This window comes from Gemmobacter lanyuensis, assembly GCF_014652355.1.
Taxonomy (GTDB): Bacteria; Pseudomonadota; Alphaproteobacteria; order Rhodobacterales; family Rhodobacteraceae; genus Gemmobacter; species Gemmobacter lanyuensis.
The window spans coordinates 1-16,604 of the sequence record NZ_BMYQ01000010.1; the positions used below are offsets into that span (position 1 = coordinate 1).

At 60.9% G+C, this 16,604-nt stretch carries 13 protein-coding genes, 3 pseudogenes and 1 CRISPR repeat array; of the genes and pseudogenes, 5 read left to right on the forward strand and 11 right to left on the reverse strand.

The features are described from left to right. The coding region (locus tag IE101_RS14280; RefSeq protein WP_229804186.1) for a plasmid recombination protein at nt 1-957 on the reverse strand (957 nt) is incomplete at its 3' end. A gap of 175 nt (nt 958-1,132) precedes the next feature. On the opposite strand from IE101_RS14280, the gene IE101_RS14285 reads away from it, so the two are divergent. Continuing rightward, on the forward strand, nt 1,133-1,771 hold the full coding sequence (locus IE101_RS14285; protein WP_189634530.1) for a hypothetical protein: 639 nt from the start codon (nt 1,133-1,135) through the stop codon (nt 1,769-1,771). 390 nt (nt 1,772-2,161) lie between these two features. On the opposite strand, the gene IE101_RS14290 is transcribed toward IE101_RS14285, so the two are convergent. Continuing rightward, a complete protein-coding gene (locus IE101_RS14290; RefSeq protein WP_189634531.1) occupies nt 2,162-2,593 on the reverse strand; it encodes a hypothetical protein in 432 nt (143 codons plus the stop codon). Nucleotides 2,594-2,749: 156 nt separating this feature from the next. On the opposite strand from IE101_RS14290, the gene IE101_RS14295 reads away from it, so the two are divergent. Continuing rightward, nucleotides 2,750-3,175 carry a Ros/MucR family transcriptional regulator gene (locus IE101_RS14295; RefSeq protein WP_189634532.1) on the forward strand — a complete coding sequence of 142 codons (426 nt, stop codon included), beginning with the start codon at nt 2,750-2,752 and terminating at the stop codon, nt 3,173-3,175. A gap of 90 nt (nt 3,176-3,265) precedes the next feature. Next, the gene (locus tag IE101_RS14300) at nt 3,266-3,487 is read left to right on the forward strand and encodes a transposase (protein ID WP_189634533.1); all 222 of its coding nucleotides are present in this window, start codon (nt 3,266-3,268) and stop codon (nt 3,485-3,487) included. Between the two features lie 199 nt (nt 3,488-3,686). Here IE101_RS14300 and IE101_RS14305 read toward each other — a convergent pair whose 3' ends face one another. Further along, nucleotides 3,687-4,886 carry a Fic family protein gene (locus IE101_RS14305; protein ID WP_189634534.1) on the reverse strand — a complete coding sequence of 400 codons (1,200 nt, stop codon included), beginning with the start codon at nt 4,884-4,886 and terminating at the stop codon, nt 3,687-3,689. A gap of 237 nt (nt 4,887-5,123) precedes the next feature. Here IE101_RS14305 and IE101_RS14310 point away from each other — a divergent pair. Together IE101_RS14310 and IE101_RS14315 are read left to right on the forward strand one after the other, a co-directional pair. After that, nucleotides 5,124-5,516 (forward strand): annotated as a pseudogene (locus IE101_RS14310) (IS66 family transposase); the annotation flags it as partial. Then, a pseudogene (locus IE101_RS14315) lies at nt 5,504-5,821 on the forward strand (integrase core domain-containing protein); the annotation flags it as partial. The pseudogenes IE101_RS14310 and IE101_RS14315, both read left to right, overlap by 13 nt. Nucleotides 5,822-5,874: 53 nt before the next feature. On the opposite strand, the pseudogene istA reads toward IE101_RS14315, so the two are convergent. From istA to cas3, 8 genes and pseudogenes are all read right to left on the reverse strand, one after another. Further along, nucleotides 5,875-6,617 (reverse strand): annotated as a pseudogene (gene istA / locus IE101_RS14320) (IS21 family transposase); the annotation flags it as partial. A gap of 201 nt (nt 6,618-6,818) precedes the next feature. Then, nucleotides 6,819-8,722: direct repeats of the CRISPR family, unit length 32 nt; unit sequence GTTTCGATCCACGCCCCCGGGTAGGGGGCGAC. 178 nt (nt 8,723-8,900) lie between these two features. Beyond that, on the reverse strand, nt 8,901-9,191 hold the full coding sequence (cas2, locus tag IE101_RS14325) for a CRISPR-associated endonuclease Cas2 (RefSeq protein ID WP_189634535.1): 291 nt from the start codon (nt 9,189-9,191) through the stop codon (nt 8,901-8,903). A gap of 1 nt (nt 9,192) precedes the next feature. Then, nucleotides 9,193-10,227 carry a type I-C CRISPR-associated endonuclease Cas1c gene (gene cas1c / locus IE101_RS14330; RefSeq protein ID WP_189634536.1) on the reverse strand — a complete coding sequence of 345 codons (1,035 nt, stop codon included), beginning with the start codon at nt 10,225-10,227 and terminating at the stop codon, nt 9,193-9,195. Then, complete coding sequence (cas4, locus tag IE101_RS14335; RefSeq protein WP_189634537.1) at nt 10,224-10,871, reverse strand: CRISPR-associated protein Cas4; 648 nt, start codon at nt 10,869-10,871, stop codon at nt 10,224-10,226. Before cas4 ends, cas1c begins: the two co-directional genes overlap by 4 nt. 3 nt (nt 10,872-10,874) lie before the next feature. Continuing rightward, nucleotides 10,875-11,828: a type I-C CRISPR-associated protein Cas7/Csd2 gene (gene cas7c, locus IE101_RS14340; protein WP_189634538.1), complete on the reverse strand. Its 954-nt coding sequence runs from the start codon at nt 11,826-11,828 to the stop codon at nt 10,875-10,877. Further along, a complete protein-coding gene (cas8c, locus tag IE101_RS14345) occupies nt 11,825-13,567 on the reverse strand; it encodes a type I-C CRISPR-associated protein Cas8c/Csd1 (protein WP_189634539.1) in 1,743 nt (580 codons plus the stop codon). The genes cas7c and cas8c overlap by 4 nt, the downstream gene beginning before the upstream one ends. Next, on the reverse strand, nt 13,564-14,262 hold the full coding sequence (gene cas5c, locus IE101_RS14350) for a type I-C CRISPR-associated protein Cas5c (protein WP_189634540.1): 699 nt from the start codon (nt 14,260-14,262) through the stop codon (nt 13,564-13,566). The genes cas8c and cas5c overlap by 4 nt, the downstream gene beginning before the upstream one ends. A gap of 105 nt (nt 14,263-14,367) precedes the next feature. After that, nucleotides 14,368-16,596 carry a CRISPR-associated helicase Cas3' gene (cas3, locus tag IE101_RS14355; protein WP_189634541.1) on the reverse strand — a complete coding sequence of 743 codons (2,229 nt, stop codon included), beginning with the start codon at nt 16,594-16,596 and terminating at the stop codon, nt 14,368-14,370. Nucleotides 16,597-16,604: the final 8 nt, after the last annotated feature.

A 16,604-nucleotide genomic window follows, 5' to 3' on the forward strand; every position in this document is an offset into this window, starting at 1 on the left:
CTGAAACGCCGACACCCGAAAAACCAAAAAACAGGGAATAACTGTCGAAGTCCGGGGGGCAGGGGGCGTCTCTCCGGTCTTTTTCGCGTGACGGCGGGCCTCCGCGTGACGGGCGCCGCGGACGAGCCCGAGAGCGGCAAAATGTGCTCCTGCCAGATCCTGGGCGTGTTCATAATCTTTGAGGAGCGGCTGGCTGGAGGGCTGCAACACCCGTTGTGCACCTCGGTTCGCCGAAATCTTCGTGTGCCACGGCGCGACGATAAAATGCAGATGGAGGGCCTCTTCGTCGTAGTCCATCCGCGCATGAACAATCGCTGCGCCAAAATACGTGCGCAGGAAGCTGGGGCCGTGATCTCGGAATGCCGCGATTTTTTCCGGATCCCAGTTCGCGTAGCCCGGCGCACCAAACCATGCAGCGTTTACACTCAGGATGCCCTCTCTGAGCGGCCCCTCTTTCGATGGCGCCCATGGATTGACAGGCCCACGTGCGGCGACTTTTGCGGCCTCTGTGGGGCGCTGGCGTTTCAGGCGTGCGGCGATTTCCGCGGCAAGGTTGGCTTCGGCTGCGCTGCGGATCTCGGCACGCAGTTCTGAAAGCCAGTCAGGGCTGCCGATCAGAGTTTCGTTGCGGTGGCTCACGGCAGGATCGATATGATCGAGCGCTCCGCCCGCACGGTCAGCGTGCATCTTGAACTTCCCGAGGTGGCGCGGAAAAAGGCCTTTGAATCTCAAAACGATGGAATATGGGTTTTCTTTCGATGACATGAATTTGTCCTCCTCTTGAGAACAAATTGGCGTCTTCTTGCAATCAACAACTATTTTTTGCAGCCTTTTCGTGCGAAAAAATATTTTAGCTGCAAGTGCAGTACTTACTAGGCGTTTTGCGGTAAAAATCTCAAGCTGCATCAAGAGAGAAGGGTGTCTGGCATGGCGGTTGGTTTTCCAATCCAAAGACATGCATCTATTTTACGGTCGATATTCAGGGCAATCCCCAAATATCTTTTGTGTCTCAAAGTGGCTGCGCGCCAAGGAGCACCATTTTTATCACATGCTCGAGCATTTTTGCAGGAACCGGGCTCTGCTGAAAACGTGAGCCCGGTAACTGGAGTTGGCCTCACAATAGGAGCCCACAATGCCCCGCAAACTGAACGAACTCAGCCCCGTCGATGTGGCCGTCATCAATTATTTGTACAGCCTCGTCGAGCCCCTCGATTTCAACGAATATCTCCGGATAAAATATCACGCTGAACTCGACGCGGCGTTGCTGTTCATGCTGCAAACCCGCAAGCCCGTCGCACCTGCGTCAACTGTTCTGGAGGAGCTTCTCGTCAAGGCGCTCTCGAAATGGCATCCGAACCCGCGCAGCATCCTCCATCCCGACCTTGCCCACAGAGCCTTCGCAGGGCTCAAAGGGATTGTCGTCTTCGCCAGCGAAGCACTCGCCCTTCACCCTGGTTCCCTGCATAAGGCGATGGCGGAGGCAGCTGCCCTTCAGAAATCAACCGAGATTCCCGTAGAATTGCTCCTGCGTTTGTTGATCCGACATGTGATCTTTGAGCCCGAGGTGGCGGGGCTCGCGAACCCCTACCACGCTCCTGCTGTATGGCGCCCCAAGGATGCTCTCCATGACGAGGATCTCCCCAAGGCGCAGATCTGGGCGTTCGTTCAGGAATCCCTTTGGGACGGGATTGTCGGCATCTCGGAGCAGATGTCCGACGTCGTTATGCGCGGGCAGTATGCTGTGGCTTGGGCCGGAGCGAGGGACAGGTAGCGGGTGGTGGCCGACCGATCTGCCACGGAACGTTCACGCAGCGGCGATCGAAGCCTGTCCCAGCCCCCCGGTGAGGCCATTTCTTGGGTGTAGCTCCATACTAAGGTCCTGCCCTGAGCAAAGGCTGGGGATCGGATCACGATCCTCAAGGACTCTCATTGTGGACTAAAGGCAGCCAAGGGGCAGGGGAGTGCCGGAAAGCGCAATCCTCGCGCTATTGCTGCTGGGGCCAGCATTGAGCGACGAATGATCTTTGTGTCATTCATGCCTCTGCCGACCTCGCAGTGGCAAAAAGAAGCTTCCGGAAACTATGTGAGAGCTATTTAAAAAAGTTCACGGCGCCATCGAGAAATGCCGCCGTGGTCGCCGAGTGGGCCCGATGCAATCTCTTTAGAATCCAAGCGTGGCCAGGTCCTGCCTGGGTTCAAAGTGTTCGGCAAAGAGTTCGCTGATATTGTCTTCCGTTGCCAGCCTTAACAGGTGATCAAGCTCTTCTAGGTCCGTTGTTTCGAAAAACTGCTCTGCTGCTGCCCGATCGAATGTCACCCAGCCGATATGTGAGATATCTGAACTGGCCATGTCGCAGAGATACTCATAACTATGGACCTCGTAGCCTGACACGATGCGGACCATATTATGAACGCCGCCGCGGTAAGACTCGAGGTAGATGTGAAAGACGATCGGATCGGTGCCGGTGACTGGATGTTCTCCGCGAGGCAGGCCAGGCGTCCCTGATTGGGCGGGTCCAAGGCCTTGCAGGAACCTCTGACACGCTTCTTCTGAAATCTTTACTACAAAGGGTAGTGTTTCTTGTTCTTCCATTTTCAATTTACCTTTTAATATGCAGGCGCCATGATGCCCGCATATTAAATATATGCGATCGCGGTATAAAAATGATTAAAAATTACAAAATAAATATTGACTCATGATTATTTTTATATATTAAGGGGGTCATCTTATTTCATAAGGAGATTAAATATGAAAAATGAGATCACGAAAATTCATGAGTCGGTACGTATTGCAATGCGCAGTCATTTCGATGCGGGCAGCCTGAATCACGCCCAGGCGATCGATCTGACGCTTGCATTGTTTGAAGAGTTTGCGATGCTTTATGCGCATAAGGAGGAAGGTGCTTCGGCGTGCCAGCCCGATCTGGAAGAAGCAAAACCAGTTCCTGCGGTCCCGATCGAGGAGTCGGTGAACGATGAGTTCATTGTCTGCCTGAAATGTGGGGGCCGCTTTCAAATGCTGAAGCGTCATCTGCGTGATGCCTATGCAATGACGCCAGATCAATATCGAAACAAATGGGGGCTCCCGTCAAATTACCCCATGACGTCGCCTAACTTTTCGCACAGCAAGGGGCAGACCGCTCGGCGACTTGGTCTGGGGCGGTACAAGAGGTGATGTGTAACAGCCCGGTTGGCACCGCCCGCCTGATGGCAGGGTGATCGTGTAAGGCATGTGCATAACGACTTGTTTTATGCGGGTCTTGTGATGCGTGGGGATATTCTTCGGCTGGAGCGCCGTCGTCGTTGGTGCGGCGAGGAGCAACTTGAGATCGTTTTGTCGGTTGACGTGGGCGGTGCAACGGTGACGCAGGTTGCACAACGGAATGAGGTGACGCGGCAGCGGATTTACGCTTGGCGGCATGCGTTGCAGCAGAAGTGCCTGCTTTCGGCCTTGCCCGAATGTGACCCTGCTGGCTGGAGTGTCTGAACATCTATATATCTGAACGGGCCCATGATGCCTCAAGGGTAGACCCGCCTGCCATTCCAGAGCCATCAGCGCCACAAGGAGGTTTGAAATTCAACACTTCGCTGGTGGGTGTCGTCAGTCCTACTCGTCCAACGTCCGAGCCTGACAGCCAGCAGAGTTTCACAAAGCCTCGGCCGTTCGCGCCGGTGGCTGTTCAAATTTATGGCTCCGGGAACAAACCCGGCATCCAGTCGTTCGCCAACCTCGCCGGGAAGCTCAGCCGCAGAGGCGCGCGTTGGGTGTCGGACTTGAGCGCTCCTACCGCCAGCAGTTCCGCCGTGACCTTTCGCGCCTGGCGGTCGCTGACGCCGAGAAGGCTTGGCACTGCTCTGCGTTCGACCTCGCCGGAGAGTAACGCTTCGCGCATCACGACATCTGCGCCCTTGGCCAGCGTGCCCTTTGCCATCTCACCTTTGCACCAGGTCATGATCCGCTCGCGCAGGCGTTGCGGTTGCATCAAGGTTTCCATGAAACGGACCTGGTCGATGCAGGCGTCAAGGAAGAAGGTTGCGAATTCGGCCAGGCGCTGTTCGGAGAGGTTGCCTCGGCCGTCAGCACCGCCATGGCGGGGTTCGTCGGCAGCCATGAGGCGCTGTTTGTATTCGGCGTCCCTGCGGGCGAGGCCCCGGGCAGCGGACCAGAGGCCATCTGAACCGACGGTATCGCGCAGCATGGCATGTGCGACCATGCGCGAGACGCGGCCGTTCAGGTCAATGAACGGATGGACCCAGACAAGGCGATGGTGGGCGCAGGCTGTGGCGATGATTGCGCCGCTTCGGCCTTGAAGCCCGTACATCTTGCGCATGTGCGCCAGAAGGCGCGGCACAGCGCCGGGGCTGGGGGCGACGTGCTTGCCGACCTGAACGAAGTCTGTACGGAATTCGCCGGGGACAATCGGGATCTCCGTGCCGTCCGGTCTGTGCACGACGAGCAATTCCGGGGGCAGGTTCTGGCAGAAGCGGCGATGGATTTCGCGCAGGCTTTCCAGGGCCAGCGGGTGGTCGGTCAGGCCGCCCGTGTCGATCCAGCTTTGCACCTCGATGTGGGCGACGGCTTCAAGCTGCAGGTTCCGCTTCTCGGTATCGGCGCTGAAATCCTTGTTGAGGGCGCGCTCGATGTCGATCGGGTGGGTGTTGTGGCCCTCGATCAGGTTTGAATAGTAGCAGTTCATCGATCGGACGAGATCGGCCAGCGGCGCGCGGATGCCTTCCGGCAAAGACGATCGCAGCCCTGACGACAGGCTGGCCAGCTCTACGGCCAGGTCGTTCAGAGGGGCCCGATGCTTTGACGCGTCCTCAGGTATTAGCGGCTCTACGATGGTGATCGCTTCGCCCTTGTCTGTTATGGTATCGGTCGACATGGTGCCTCTTGATGCAAGGCTTGTTGGCCCTGTGCGAGTTCCGGTTTGCTTTCCGGATTCGAAAGGGAGTTTATTGCACTTAACCACAGAAAAGTAGATAGAAAATCTCTGAACTTGCCTCAGAGAAAGCCCACTCTGTTCCGCTATAAGTTCCGTTTCGAGTTCCGGTTCTGGAGTGACCCGAAAGCTCATGCCTCTAGTCCAGCTCCCTCAGCGTCGCCTCGTCCGTTCTTCGGCGCAGCACGCGAGGCGCAATCCGCCCTGTTGGTCTTTGCGCTGGAACACTGGCTGCGGGACCAAAGAGCGCTTCTGTCGAAGCACGCCAAGGTCGGCAAGGCGATCGACTATCTGTTGTCGCCCGATCATTGGCCGGGCTTTACGCGGTTCCTCGACGACGGGCGGATCTGCCTTACGAACAATTCCGCCGAACGATCCCTGCGCGGCGGACACCGTGCAGCCTTCAAATCTTCCATGATCGGCACCGAAAAATTGAACAACATCGATCCACAGGCTTGGCTCGCTGATGTCATCGCATTGATATCCGACCTACCAGTATCGCGCTTGCCTGAGTTGCTGCCGTGGCAGTGGACGTCGCAACAGAAAGCCAAGGTCAACGCTATCCGCGGATGATCCGCGTCGATCAGGGCAGCGAGTTCGTCTCACGCGACATGGACCTCTGGGCCTACCAGCGCGGCGGCGTGCTCGACTTCTCGCGTCCAGGCAAACCCACCGACAATGCCTTCATTGAGGCATTCAACGGCTGGTTCAGGGCCGAATGCCTGAACCAGCACTGGTTCCTGACCCTTGCGGATGCAGCGGAAAAGTTGGAGGCTTGGCGTAGATACTACAACGCAGAACGGCCACACGGCGCGATCGGGAATAAGGTGCCGATCGCGCTGACGAAATCGGGGGATGCCACCACCCCGTCACCCTGAGCGAAGCGGCAAAACTCTGGCCAGCAGTGGTCCAAGGTTGGGGGGCAGATCAGTCGGGCTGGCAGGATCGCCGTGCCGTAATGTTCCGCCATCTCGGCATAGGTCCGGTTCAGTCCGGGATCGTAGCGGTCGGGCTTCAGCACGGTCGACTTCAGGTTGTCGGGCACCACCACCTTGGGCACGCCACCCAAGAAGGTGAACAGCCTCACATGGGCACTGATCCAGTCTTCAAGGCCCTCCGAGGCGACCGCTTCGGCATAGGTGTAGTTCGATGCGCCCATCGCGGCGACGAACAGCTTCATGGGCTGCACTTCACCGCTTGCCGGGTCTATGACGTCGATCGTGTCGCCGGCAAAGTCGACGAAGACCTTCTCGCGCCAACATGCGTCTGCCGCATCGTCGGGCGAACCCGCCCTTTCCAGGCGTCGAAATGGGTGCAGAACCATGTGTAGCCAAAGCCTGCCGGATGGGCCGCACGGTATTCTTCCCACAGCAGCATCCGGGTCACCCCGGGACGGCGCAGCTCTCGGTCGATGCTGATCCAATCCGGAACCGGCCGCTCGGGGTCGGGCACGGTTGGCGCTGCGGGAAACAGCAAAAGCTCCAGCCCGTCATCATCGAGACCCTGTGGCAAAGGCCAGGTCAGACCCGCCTGCCGCGCCCGGTGCAGATAAGTCCCCACGCTCGTTTTGCTCAGCCCCAGCGAGGCGGCAACCTGCCGCTCGCTCAGGCCCTGGCCAAACTTCAATGGTAAAACATCGCGTATCCGCCGCATGTTCAGTCGTCCCATCGGTATCCTGCCCCCCTCTCTTCAAGGAGCACAGCTCTATCCTCTCTTTGCCGACCAAGCCTGCCCGCGATGACGCGAAATCGCTGCCCGCGATCGCGCGAAACGGGCGCCCGCCATCATCGGAAATTACTGCCCGCCATCACGCGAAACACGCACCCGGGTAGGGGGCGACTTCACCCTTGGCGCGACATTGACGGACCACGGACCGTTTCGATCCACGCCCCCGGGTAGGGGGCGACATGACGGCCAGTACTTCTTCGATACGGATCACCCGGTGGTTTCGATCCACGCCCCCGGGTAGGGGGCGACTATGTCTATGTCGGCCAGTCCGACCGTGGCTGTGAAGTCGTTTCGATCCACGCCCCCGGGTAGGGGGCGACATGGCAGGCCGATCAGCTCAGCCCCATTGACGGTGTTTCGATCCACGCCCCCGGGTAGGGGGCGACTAACCGACACGACCGCAGCGTCAAGGCAATTCAAGGTTTCGATCCACGCCCCCGGGTAGGGGGCGACCCGGCGGCTGCAATCCCCTCCTGCACCATGATGATGTTTCGATCCACGCCCCCGGGTAGGGGGCGACGTTCCGGTTTGGTATGGATTGCCGTGGGTCGGGTCCGTTTCGATCCACGCCCCCGGGTAGGGGGCGACAACAGCTTCCTGCCGCGCTTCGTCCGACATACACAGTTTCGATCCACGCCCCCGGGTAGGGGGCGACCGTTGTGGGGTGGGCTTGGGTTGCCCGCGTTTGCGTTTCGATCCACGCCCCCGGGTAGGGGGCGACACGGCGGGATATTCGCGGGCAGCAAGCACCCCGGTTTCGATCCACGCCCCCGGGTAGGGGGCGACCGGGCAAGATCGGCAAGTCGGCGACCGATCTGGGCGTTTCGATCCACGCCCCCGGGTAGGGGGCGACCGGATCGTCCAGCCGCGCTGTGCCTGTAGGGTTTTGTTTCGATCCACGCCCCCGGGTAGGGGGCGACGATTGCCTCCTGTTAGCCTTTGGGCAGGCTTTAGTGTTTCGATCCACGCCCCCGGGTAGGGGGCGACCGGCCGTCCTGGCCGTAGATATGCGGACTGGCGAGTTTCGATCCACGCCCCCGGGTAGGGGGCGACCAACCACACCATCATCGTCTCGCACACGTTCACCGTTTCGATCCACGCCCCCGGGTAGGGGGCGACCGGGTGTCGTGGACAGTCCCATCGACTGCCGACCGCGTTTCGATCCACGCCCCCGGGTAGGGGGCGACCTGCGGAAATCTTTAGATACGCGCTGAGGTTTGTTTCGATCCACGCCCCCGGGTAGGGGGCGACCGGTCAGGAACGCACCGCCAGCGGCAATGTCTATGTTTCGATCCACGCCCCCGGGTAGGGGGCGACCACTGCGCTGGAGGCGCGATTACATGGCTTTCGATGTTTCGATCCACGCCCCCGGGTAGGGGGCGACGGCCGGGGGGCATAATGGACAAGCAATGGGCACAAGTTTCGATCCACGCCCCCGGGTAGGGGGCGACTGCGCAGCTGGAATTCGTGCGCTTTGCCGTCGCGGTTTCGATCCACGCCCCCGGGTAGGGGGCGACGGCGCGGGCCAAAAGCTTGGCCTCTTCCATGTCGAAGTTTCGATCCACGCCCCCGGGTAGGGGGCGACCGGGGCCGCCGCGCGCGCCGCCGCCCATTATCAGTTTCGATCCACGCCCCCGGGTAGGGGGCGACTGCCGTACTCCGTGCGGATCAGCACAGCATCGGCAGTTTCGATCCACGCCCCCGGGTAGGGGGCGACCAACGCGCCCCTACGAAACCATTACCCGATCTAAGTTTCGATCCACGCCCCCGGGTAGGGGGCGACATCCGTCCGTATCGCGTGGCCCTGACGTGACCGCGTTTCGATCCACGCCCCCGGGTAGGGGGCGACATCGCAGGCGTTATTGGCTTTTCCCGGTCATCGCAGTTTCGATCCACGCCCCCGGGTAGGGGGCGACGGCTGGTGGCCGCCAGACCCAAGGGCTTTCGCAAAGTTTCGATCCACGCCCCCGGGTAGGGGGCGACACCCCAAGATTTCAACTGATCCCTGACTTCATTGGTGTTTCGATCCACGCCCCCGGGTAGGGGGCGACCGCCTGTGTCTAGAGGTTTGTTTTCGCATCACAAAGCACTTTCGGAATGCGAAAGTACTCGAGACTGGAGGTACACGCCGGACAGGCCATGGTCCGGCTTGAGAAAATCCTACGATTTCAAAGAACTGGCGCGATGCGAACCTCGGCGGGTTCTCAAGCACGATGCAGGTTCGCAGGACTAGATGATCAGCGGACCATTCAGGTCTGTTGCGGGTTTGGCCCCAACGTGTTCGATCTTCCGGGTCCAGTTTGCCCCGAGGTAGTAATAACGCAGGCTATCGACCTCGGGTCTGATGGCGGTCTCGAGACGGTTCTTGAGCTTGGCCCATTGGCCGGGATCAACCTCGATCTCGAACACCGAAAACTGCACACGCTGACCATAATCTTCGCAGGCCTGGGCCACCTTGCGCAAGCGCTTCTTGCCGCCCTCGTCGAGGGTGTTCACGTCATAGGTGACCAAGACCAGCATCTCAGCTCCAGTACCATGGGGGATAGGCGTCAATGTCGCCGCGCAGATGGCGGGCCAGCATCTGGGCCTGAAGGTAGGGCACCAGACCGAAAGGAGCCTTCTCTTGCAGGAAAGGATGGAGGCGTTCTTCGCGTTTGCGGTCTTGCCAGGCGGTCAGCACGAGTTTGCGGGCGTCATCGGTCAGCAGGACGGCCCCGCTTTCGACCCTGCGAAAGTCGGCGGCGCGCAATTGGCGTCGGTTGACCAAAGAAAGTGCCAGACGATCGGCCACGGGCGCGCGCAATTCCTCCATCAGATCCAGTGCAAGGCTTGGACGGCCAGGGCGGTCACGATGCAGGAAACCCACAGCGGGGTCGAGTCCCACGGCCTCTGCGGCCGACCGGCAGTCATGGGTGAGGAGGGTGTACAGAAAGGACAAGAGCGCATTCATCGCATCCAGGGGCGGGCGGCGCGAACGGGTGGTCCAGCGCAGCTCCGGGTCTGGACTGCGGATCAGATGATCGAAAACGGCGAAGTAGAGGTTGGCAGCCTCACCCTCTGACCCGCGCATTTCATCGATGCTTGTATCGGAAAGCTGCACCCTGCGCAGGATCATCGCCATGCGGTCAGTGGCGGTTTCCAGCGCGGCACGGGCTGGCGCATCCATGTCATCGCTATAGTCGCGCAAAGTTCTGCGGATGACGGCGCGCTGGTTGGCCACCTTGCCCAGCACAAGCGACCGCACAATGTCCTCGGCGCTGTCGGCAAGCCGGTACTGGGCGCGGCGCAGCAGCACATTTCCTGAAACTGGCCCTTCAATGCGCGCCTGAAATCGGCCCATCCGGTCCAGAAGGGCGATGGTAATGCCCCGTTCTGCGCATACCCCCATCAAGGCGGGGGAGATGAGGATCGGGCCGAAGGCGACGACCGAGGCCAGCATGTGCAGGGGCACACGGACCTTTTCGGAGCCCTCCACCTCAGCCACCAGGTTTTCGCCGTCTTTCTTCAGCGCGGCGCCTTCTGTGGTGACATAGACGGTGTTCAGAAGCTTTTTCATGGTCCGCCCAAAGATTGGGAAAGCATGCGATCGCGCCAAGCCTTGACCGGGCGGGCAAAGGTTTCCGGGCGGCAGAGTTCATGCAAGGAACAGCCCCGGCAGCGGGATTTGTGCGGGGTTGGGGCGGGGGTCTGGAGCGTGGCGAATACCTGCGCCAAGGCTGCGACCGTCGCTTCCGTCAAACTGCGCAGGTCGGCGTCAAACGGCACCGTTACCCGGCGATGGGTTTCGGCATAGTAGAGCGCACCTTCGGGCACCGGCTGGCCGGTCATCTCTTCAAGACACAAGGCTTGGGCGCAAAGCTGCACTTCATCGGCGCGGTGCAGCTTGGGCTTGCCGCGCTTGTATTCGACCGGAAACGCGCGCTCCCCGGTCGGACCGGGCGAAAACTCCACCAGATCAGCCATGCCTGTCAGGTTGAGCCGGGTCGAGGCAAGCGGCAAAGACATCGCCCGCCGCACCCCGCGACCGCGCCGGGTGCCGCCCTTGTCGGCCACCGCATGCAGGACATCGCCTTCGGCGGTAAAGCGGTTCTCGGCCCAAAGCCGTTCCAGATGGATCAAGGCTGCCTGCCGCAAACAATAAACCGCATGCTGCACCGCCGAGAGGGGGATGGGCTCCGTTTCGGCGGGCAGGTGTGGCATGGCTCAGATCAGGTCAAGGATTTCGACGCCGACGGGCAGGCCCTCGCGGTCGATGGTCACGATATAATCGCTGAACTTGCGGGCAGGGGGAAGGTTGCCCAAACCCTTGTCACCGAGGGAGCGGAAGTCGCCGTCGACATTGCGGCCCACCTTCACCCGATCGAACAGGGCATGGGCAGGGGCATTGCCAAGGGCGTTGTCGTGGCTGAACACGATCAGCTTGCGGGTGGTCATTTCGCCCCGCGCGGCCGAGCGGTCATGTTCGAACATGTTCTTCAGGGCTTCGAACAGCAATTCAAGATCAGCATCGGAAAAGCCGGTGCGTTCGGCGAACTTGGCCGAGATGAAGCCATGCGCCACATAAAGCCCATAGGGCACGATATGCTTGCGACCCATAGTGCGGTTGTCGCTGCGCTGGTCGGTGTCGCCGCCTTCAGCGGCTTTCTTCTTTTCCGCCTCATTGGTGGCGGCCATGCGGGTAACGGTGATTTCCACCGGCAGGATGGGTTCGACCGAATTGGCAAAGGTGATCTGCACCGGGCCCTTGACCTGACCGCAATTGATGCCGGTCGACATCACTGCCCCAAACGTGCGCACGTCGAAGAAGTTCTTGCACATCCAGTCACGCAAAGCATGGGCTTCCGTGTCGTCCTTCGGGTTCAGCTTGGCGTCCTTGGCCGCCTTGGCATCATCGGGGCGCAGGGCCACATAGGCCTGCCGATGCTTTTCGTTCAGGATCGCACCCTCCTGAACATAGATATGATGCCCTGCCTGAGCCTCGCGCGCCAAGTCCACGTAGTTCCTGATCTTGCGCTTCAGGCTGACATCACTGACCAGCCCGTGGTTGGTTTCGGGGTCCAGCCGGGGCAGGTTGCCGGCGTCTGGGTCGCCGTTTGGGTTGCCGTTTGTCACATCGAAAATCAGCACGAAGTCATGGCGGCGGGAAAGCGTAGTCATTGGGCGGACTCCGTCACATTGGGTTCACTGTCATCATGTTTGCGGAAGAAATCGCTGCGTTGATGGTAATAGCCGATGCCGAATAGCGCCTGCTCGTGCGAGGCAAGCGATACCGGAATCGGATCATCGCCGGGTGCCATCAGATCGGTGATGGTCATCAGCAGTTTCTCAAGATTCACCGCCCGACCGGGGCTTTGCTTTTTCAGCTTGGAAAAGTGGTTCTGTGACCCTGAACTGAGGGCGGCAAACACCTTTTGCGGCGTGGCCGAGGCCGAACCATAGAATTTGTCCTTGATCGTGGCGTTGACGTTTCCGCCCAGGGCCGCGCGCTGTACCTCTTCATACACGGCGAACAGCCGCCCAAGGATATACCCCTTGTTGGTATTGGACGGATCAAGCGCCACGGGAACCTCCACTTTCAGATTTCGGATCAGGACAGATTTGACGATGGCCGCGCGCAGCGCGTTGATTTCGCCGTCCGAGCGCATCCGCATCAGCGCGGTTGACAAAAGCGTCATCGGATAGGGCGTGCCGGTCAGGATGGCACGCATCCAGTCGCCGGCGAGATTGGGCGGCACGTTTTCCGATTTGCCCAGGACCGCCAGTTCCCGCAGATAGCGCCACAAGGGCGGCCAGCCCTCGCGCGGGGGCGGGTCCAGTCGGGTATCCTCCACGTAACGCTGATAGTTGGTGGCCACTTGGCCGAAATCGCTTTCCCAATAAAACCGGACCGACAGCCGCGCGGCATTGGGCGCAAGGCCCAGCACATGAAACCGCACGCCTTCGTTCAGGTCGGGGGCAACCTTGGCCAGAGGTTTGCCGCTGCGAATATCCTCCAGCCGCGCGCCGATGGCGCTGGCCGCCAGCTTTTCCTCGGTTTGCTCGTCGAAAAACGCACTGAACAGGCTTTCCGCCGCAAGCGCCTCGGCCTCGGTCGCCTCCGCCCAGAACACGGTTGAGGCATCGCCGATCTGAATGCGGTGGCCGCTGCCCTTCTCCAAGAAGCGATTCAGGGTGGTGGTATAGGCGAAGGTTGCCGCTTCGGACACTGGGGCATTGTCGCCCTGGTCGTGGCCGTAAGAGGTGAAGGCGTCGAGGTTAAAGGACACAAGGCTTGCGCCAGAAGATTGCGCGCCCCAGACGCCCTTGATGGAAGGATGCAGGCGGGCAACCGGTCCGGATTGGCCTGACACCAGACAGATTTTCGCCCCTGACGCCCCTGCAGCACCGATCCTCTGCCACGCTTCACGCGCGGCGGGGCGGTCATGCAGATATCGGTCTCGGTATTCGGTCGACAGGGCGAAAATCAGGTTCTGATCGCGCATATCATCGGGCCAGAGCGGCGGGGTGAAGGCCTCGGGCGTCCAGCTTTGCAGGAAATGGGTCAGGGCCAGAAGGCCTTCGTCTTCGGCGCCCTCCAGCCATTCCAGATGCCGGGCGCTAAAGGTTGCGTGCTCTTCGGCGGTGCGCTTACCTTCGCCTGCAGTCACGCCCAGAACATAGGCGGTCTTGTCCCACAAGAAGTTCGGGGCGATGCCGACGGTGCGTTTCACCGCCTGCGGCACCAGCAGCATACGCGGGCTGCGCTTCTTGTCCGTATTCCGCAAATCCACCACTTCCGCCACCGAACCATCCGGGTTCAGCAGTACGCAGAAGCCGATTTTCTCGGTGGAGAACCCATAGGGCGGGGCGTCGGGCAGGCGGTCATAGGCGCGGGCCAGGGCGGCGAGCAGGCTCATCTGCGTACCTCGGGGCTATCCACGGCGGGCACCTCCATCACGCCGTCGCGCAGGGTGGCGCGGAAGAACAGCGAGGGACGGCCGGGGGCGGCGTGGTCGATGTCCCACAGCATGAAGCCCAGATCGCGCGGGGTGCCAAAGCCGTGCTCGGCGTTGCGTGTGGCCTCGTCGCGGTCGGGTAGGGGGGCACCGGGGGGCACGAGTTCAAAATGCGCGGCGAATTCGCGGGTGCCAAGACAGGGCTGGTGAAAGCATTGCCCGCGTTCGGCCCGGCGCTTGAAGATATCCAGATGCTTGCCTTCGCTATCCTCGGCCCCAGCCTTTGGCGTCAGCTCAAAATGCGCCTCGATCAGATAACGGGGCTGCACCAGTACGGTCGAGGCGCGCTGCTGGCGGTCCTCATCGACCAAAAGTTGCAGGCCTTCCAGATCGCCCCGGTTCATCGCCTGCTTGATCTTGCCTGCCGGGGCCTTGTGGCCCACCTCATTGCGGCGGATCGACTGAAAGCGGATCGGATTCAGCACATGGATACGGTCGATGCGCCAGACAATCGCCGGTTTCCAGTGGATCGCCTCAAGAATGCCCCGCGCGGCGGACGGAGTCATCAGATCATAGGAAACCCGTTCAACCTTCATTTCAGGTCGGGTGAACAGCCCATGCTGCCCCCAGACCTTTAATCGAACACCGTAAGCCATTCTTACACCTCAATATCAGGCCAGATTAATCTTCCAGTAGAATCTGGCAAGAGTAATATTCCCTTGGATTGTGTGTCCTGCCCGATCGAAAGATTGGGCGCCGCTTCAGATCACCCAATTCTCCGCCGCCAGAAACTCGGCCTCTTCCCAGTGCAGGCCGGTGTCGTCGTGATAAAGCGATGGCTCGTCCAGCACGAAGAACTGATCGCAGCGCTGTCTGGGGTCGTGGAAACTGCCCTTGCCGTTCTCGCGCATGAGGTCGCGGGCCTTGAGCGGGATTTGTACGGTGTAAAGCTGCAAGTCGCGGGCGAGTTTACCAGAGGGGATATGTTCAAACCGAAGTTGGCGTACCGATTCTGCCGCCTTGTCATCCTGCGGGATGATCACCGGAACCATCGGGCTGTCGATCATGCGATAGGCCTCAGCGACCGTGCGGAAGGGGAAATCGGTGCTGCGCCCCAGCACGAAACTCTCCGCCATCTTGGCTCCCAGCCGTGCGGGCTGCGCCTTCCAATAGACTTCCTCAAACCAGTCCTGAATCGCGTTGGGGGAGAGCACATCGTCGAACTTGCCCGCCGTTGATCGCATCGCTTTGGCCAGTTGCGCCACCTCGGTCGGGGCTGGGTTGTCGGGAGCTGTGAAGACGGTCAGGGTGCTGTCTTGCCAAGCGCGCTTACCTTCGCGGTTGATGCGGCCTGCGGCCTGCACCACGGAATCCAGGCCAGCCTCGGCCCGCCACCCGATGGGAAAATCGACATCGACCCCAGCCTCCACCAAACTTGTCGCAATCAGGCGGCAGGGTAGGCCAGCCTTCAACCGCTCTTTCACCATCGCCAGAATCCGCCGTCGATGGGCCGGGAATTGCCGTGTGGTCAAGTGAACCAGCCCCTCCAGCCCTTCGGCCTGCGCTTGGCTGTAAAGTGCCAGCGCGTGTTTGCGGCTGTTGACGATCACCAAAGCTTGTGGCTGCGGGCGCAGTGCGGCGATCAGGGCGGGATCGTCCATCATATCGCCCTGCACGATCCGCGCCCGGCGCAGGCGTTTGGCCAACCCGGCAGGGTCCGGTGCCAATTCCCGCCCCTCAAGGGCCAGACCGCCACCTTTCAACTGACGGCTGTCAAAGGCGGGCTGGGTGGCGGTGCAAAGCACGATGCTGCAGCCATAGTGATGCGCCAGCGTGTCGATCATCCGCAGGGTTGGCAGCAAAAGATTGCGCGGCAGGGCCTGCGCCTCGTCCAACACGATCACGCTGCCTGCGATATTGTGCAACTTGCGGCAACGCGAGGGGCGGGCGGCGAACAGGCTTTCGAACAGTTGCACATTGGTGGTGACCACAATCGGCGCGGCCCAGTCCTCCATGGCCAGCCGCAGCTTGTCACGGCCTGCGGCACCGGGCTGTTCCGGCTCGATGGCGGAATGATGTTCCAGCACTATATCTCCGAACATGTCGCGGAACTGCTTGGCGGTCTGGTCGATGATCGAGGTATAGGGGATGGCGTAGATGATGCGGCGATGGCCGTACACGGCGGCATGATCCAGCGCAAAGCCCATCGAGGCCAGCGTCTTGCCGCCGCCGGTGGGCACGGTCAGGGTGAACAGGCCGGGTGGAAGCGGGGCCCGAGCGCGCACGTGAGCCAGGATCTGTGACCGCAGGCGGTTCAGCTCATTGGCATCCGTGAACAGGGCGATGCTGCTGTCAAAGGCCGCTCGGAGTTGCGGCAGCAGTGTGGGCAGGTCAGGCCAGACCCGGTCCGGTTCAGTGCCCTTGAGCCGGGCATAAAACGCCTCGGTATCGCGGAAGTCGGCATCGACCAAGCATGAAAAGACCATGCGAGCGACAACTGACGCGTCAAAGCCGCAGGGGGCCCCATCTCGGATCAATGCCCGAACTTCGCGCGCTGCTGCGGTGAAGTCAGGCTGGCAGGCGTCTTGCACCCACTGCGGGATACGATAATTGTGGTTCGCCAAGCGCTCGGCCATGGAGCTTTCGCCCCTCTGGCGGTCGGGCAAGCCCGCGTGGTGGCCGAGAATGGCGTAGGCCAGCATTTCGGCTGCAGGCCTGAGGGCCTGCGGCGCGCGATCTAGCAGCAGTTTCGCCCCGGCCGTCGAGTGATCCACGCGCTCTTTGGCCCCAGTCAGCATCCGATCAAAGGCCGGGTCATACTTGCCAAGATCGTGATAGGCGCCCGCCATCGCCGCCATTGCCGACAATCTCAGCGGCCGGCCACGCGCATCCGCCAGCGCCGCGGTGCTGGCCAGATGATCTGGCAAGAGCTGCCAGTCCCCTCGATCCTCCTTGATGCCAGAATGGGCGTAGAACCGCTGCTCAGTCAATTGCTGCA

Coding starts and splice junctions, on each gene's coding strand:
- cas1c (WP_189634536.1), bottom strand. CDS start 10,227: ATGAAAAAGCTTCTGAACACCGTCTATGTCACCACAGAAGGCGCCGCG.
- IE101_RS14300 (WP_189634533.1), top strand. CDS start 3,266: ATGCGTGGGGATATTCTTCGGCTGGAGCGCCGTCGTCGTTGGTGCGGC.
- cas8c (WP_189634539.1), bottom strand. CDS start 13,567: ATGAGCCTGCTCGCCGCCCTGGCCCGCGCCTATGACCGCCTGCCCGAC.
- cas4 (WP_189634537.1), bottom strand. CDS start 10,871: ATGCCACACCTGCCCGCCGAAACGGAGCCCATCCCCCTCTCGGCGGTG.
- cas7c (WP_189634538.1), bottom strand. CDS start 11,828: ATGACTACGCTTTCCCGCCGCCATGACTTCGTGCTGATTTTCGATGTG.
- IE101_RS14295 (WP_189634532.1), top strand. CDS start 2,750: ATGAAAAATGAGATCACGAAAATTCATGAGTCGGTACGTATTGCAATG.
- cas2 (WP_189634535.1), bottom strand. CDS start 9,191: ATGCTGGTCTTGGTCACCTATGACGTGAACACCCTCGACGAGGGCGGC.
- IE101_RS14290 (WP_189634531.1), bottom strand. CDS start 2,593: ATGGAAGAACAAGAAACACTACCCTTTGTAGTAAAGATTTCAGAAGAA.
- IE101_RS14285 (WP_189634530.1), top strand. CDS start 1,133: ATGCCCCGCAAACTGAACGAACTCAGCCCCGTCGATGTGGCCGTCATC.
- IE101_RS14305 (WP_189634534.1), bottom strand. CDS start 4,886: ATGTCGACCGATACCATAACAGACAAGGGCGAAGCGATCACCATCGTA.
- cas5c (WP_189634540.1), bottom strand. CDS start 14,262: ATGGCTTACGGTGTTCGATTAAAGGTCTGGGGGCAGCATGGGCTGTTC.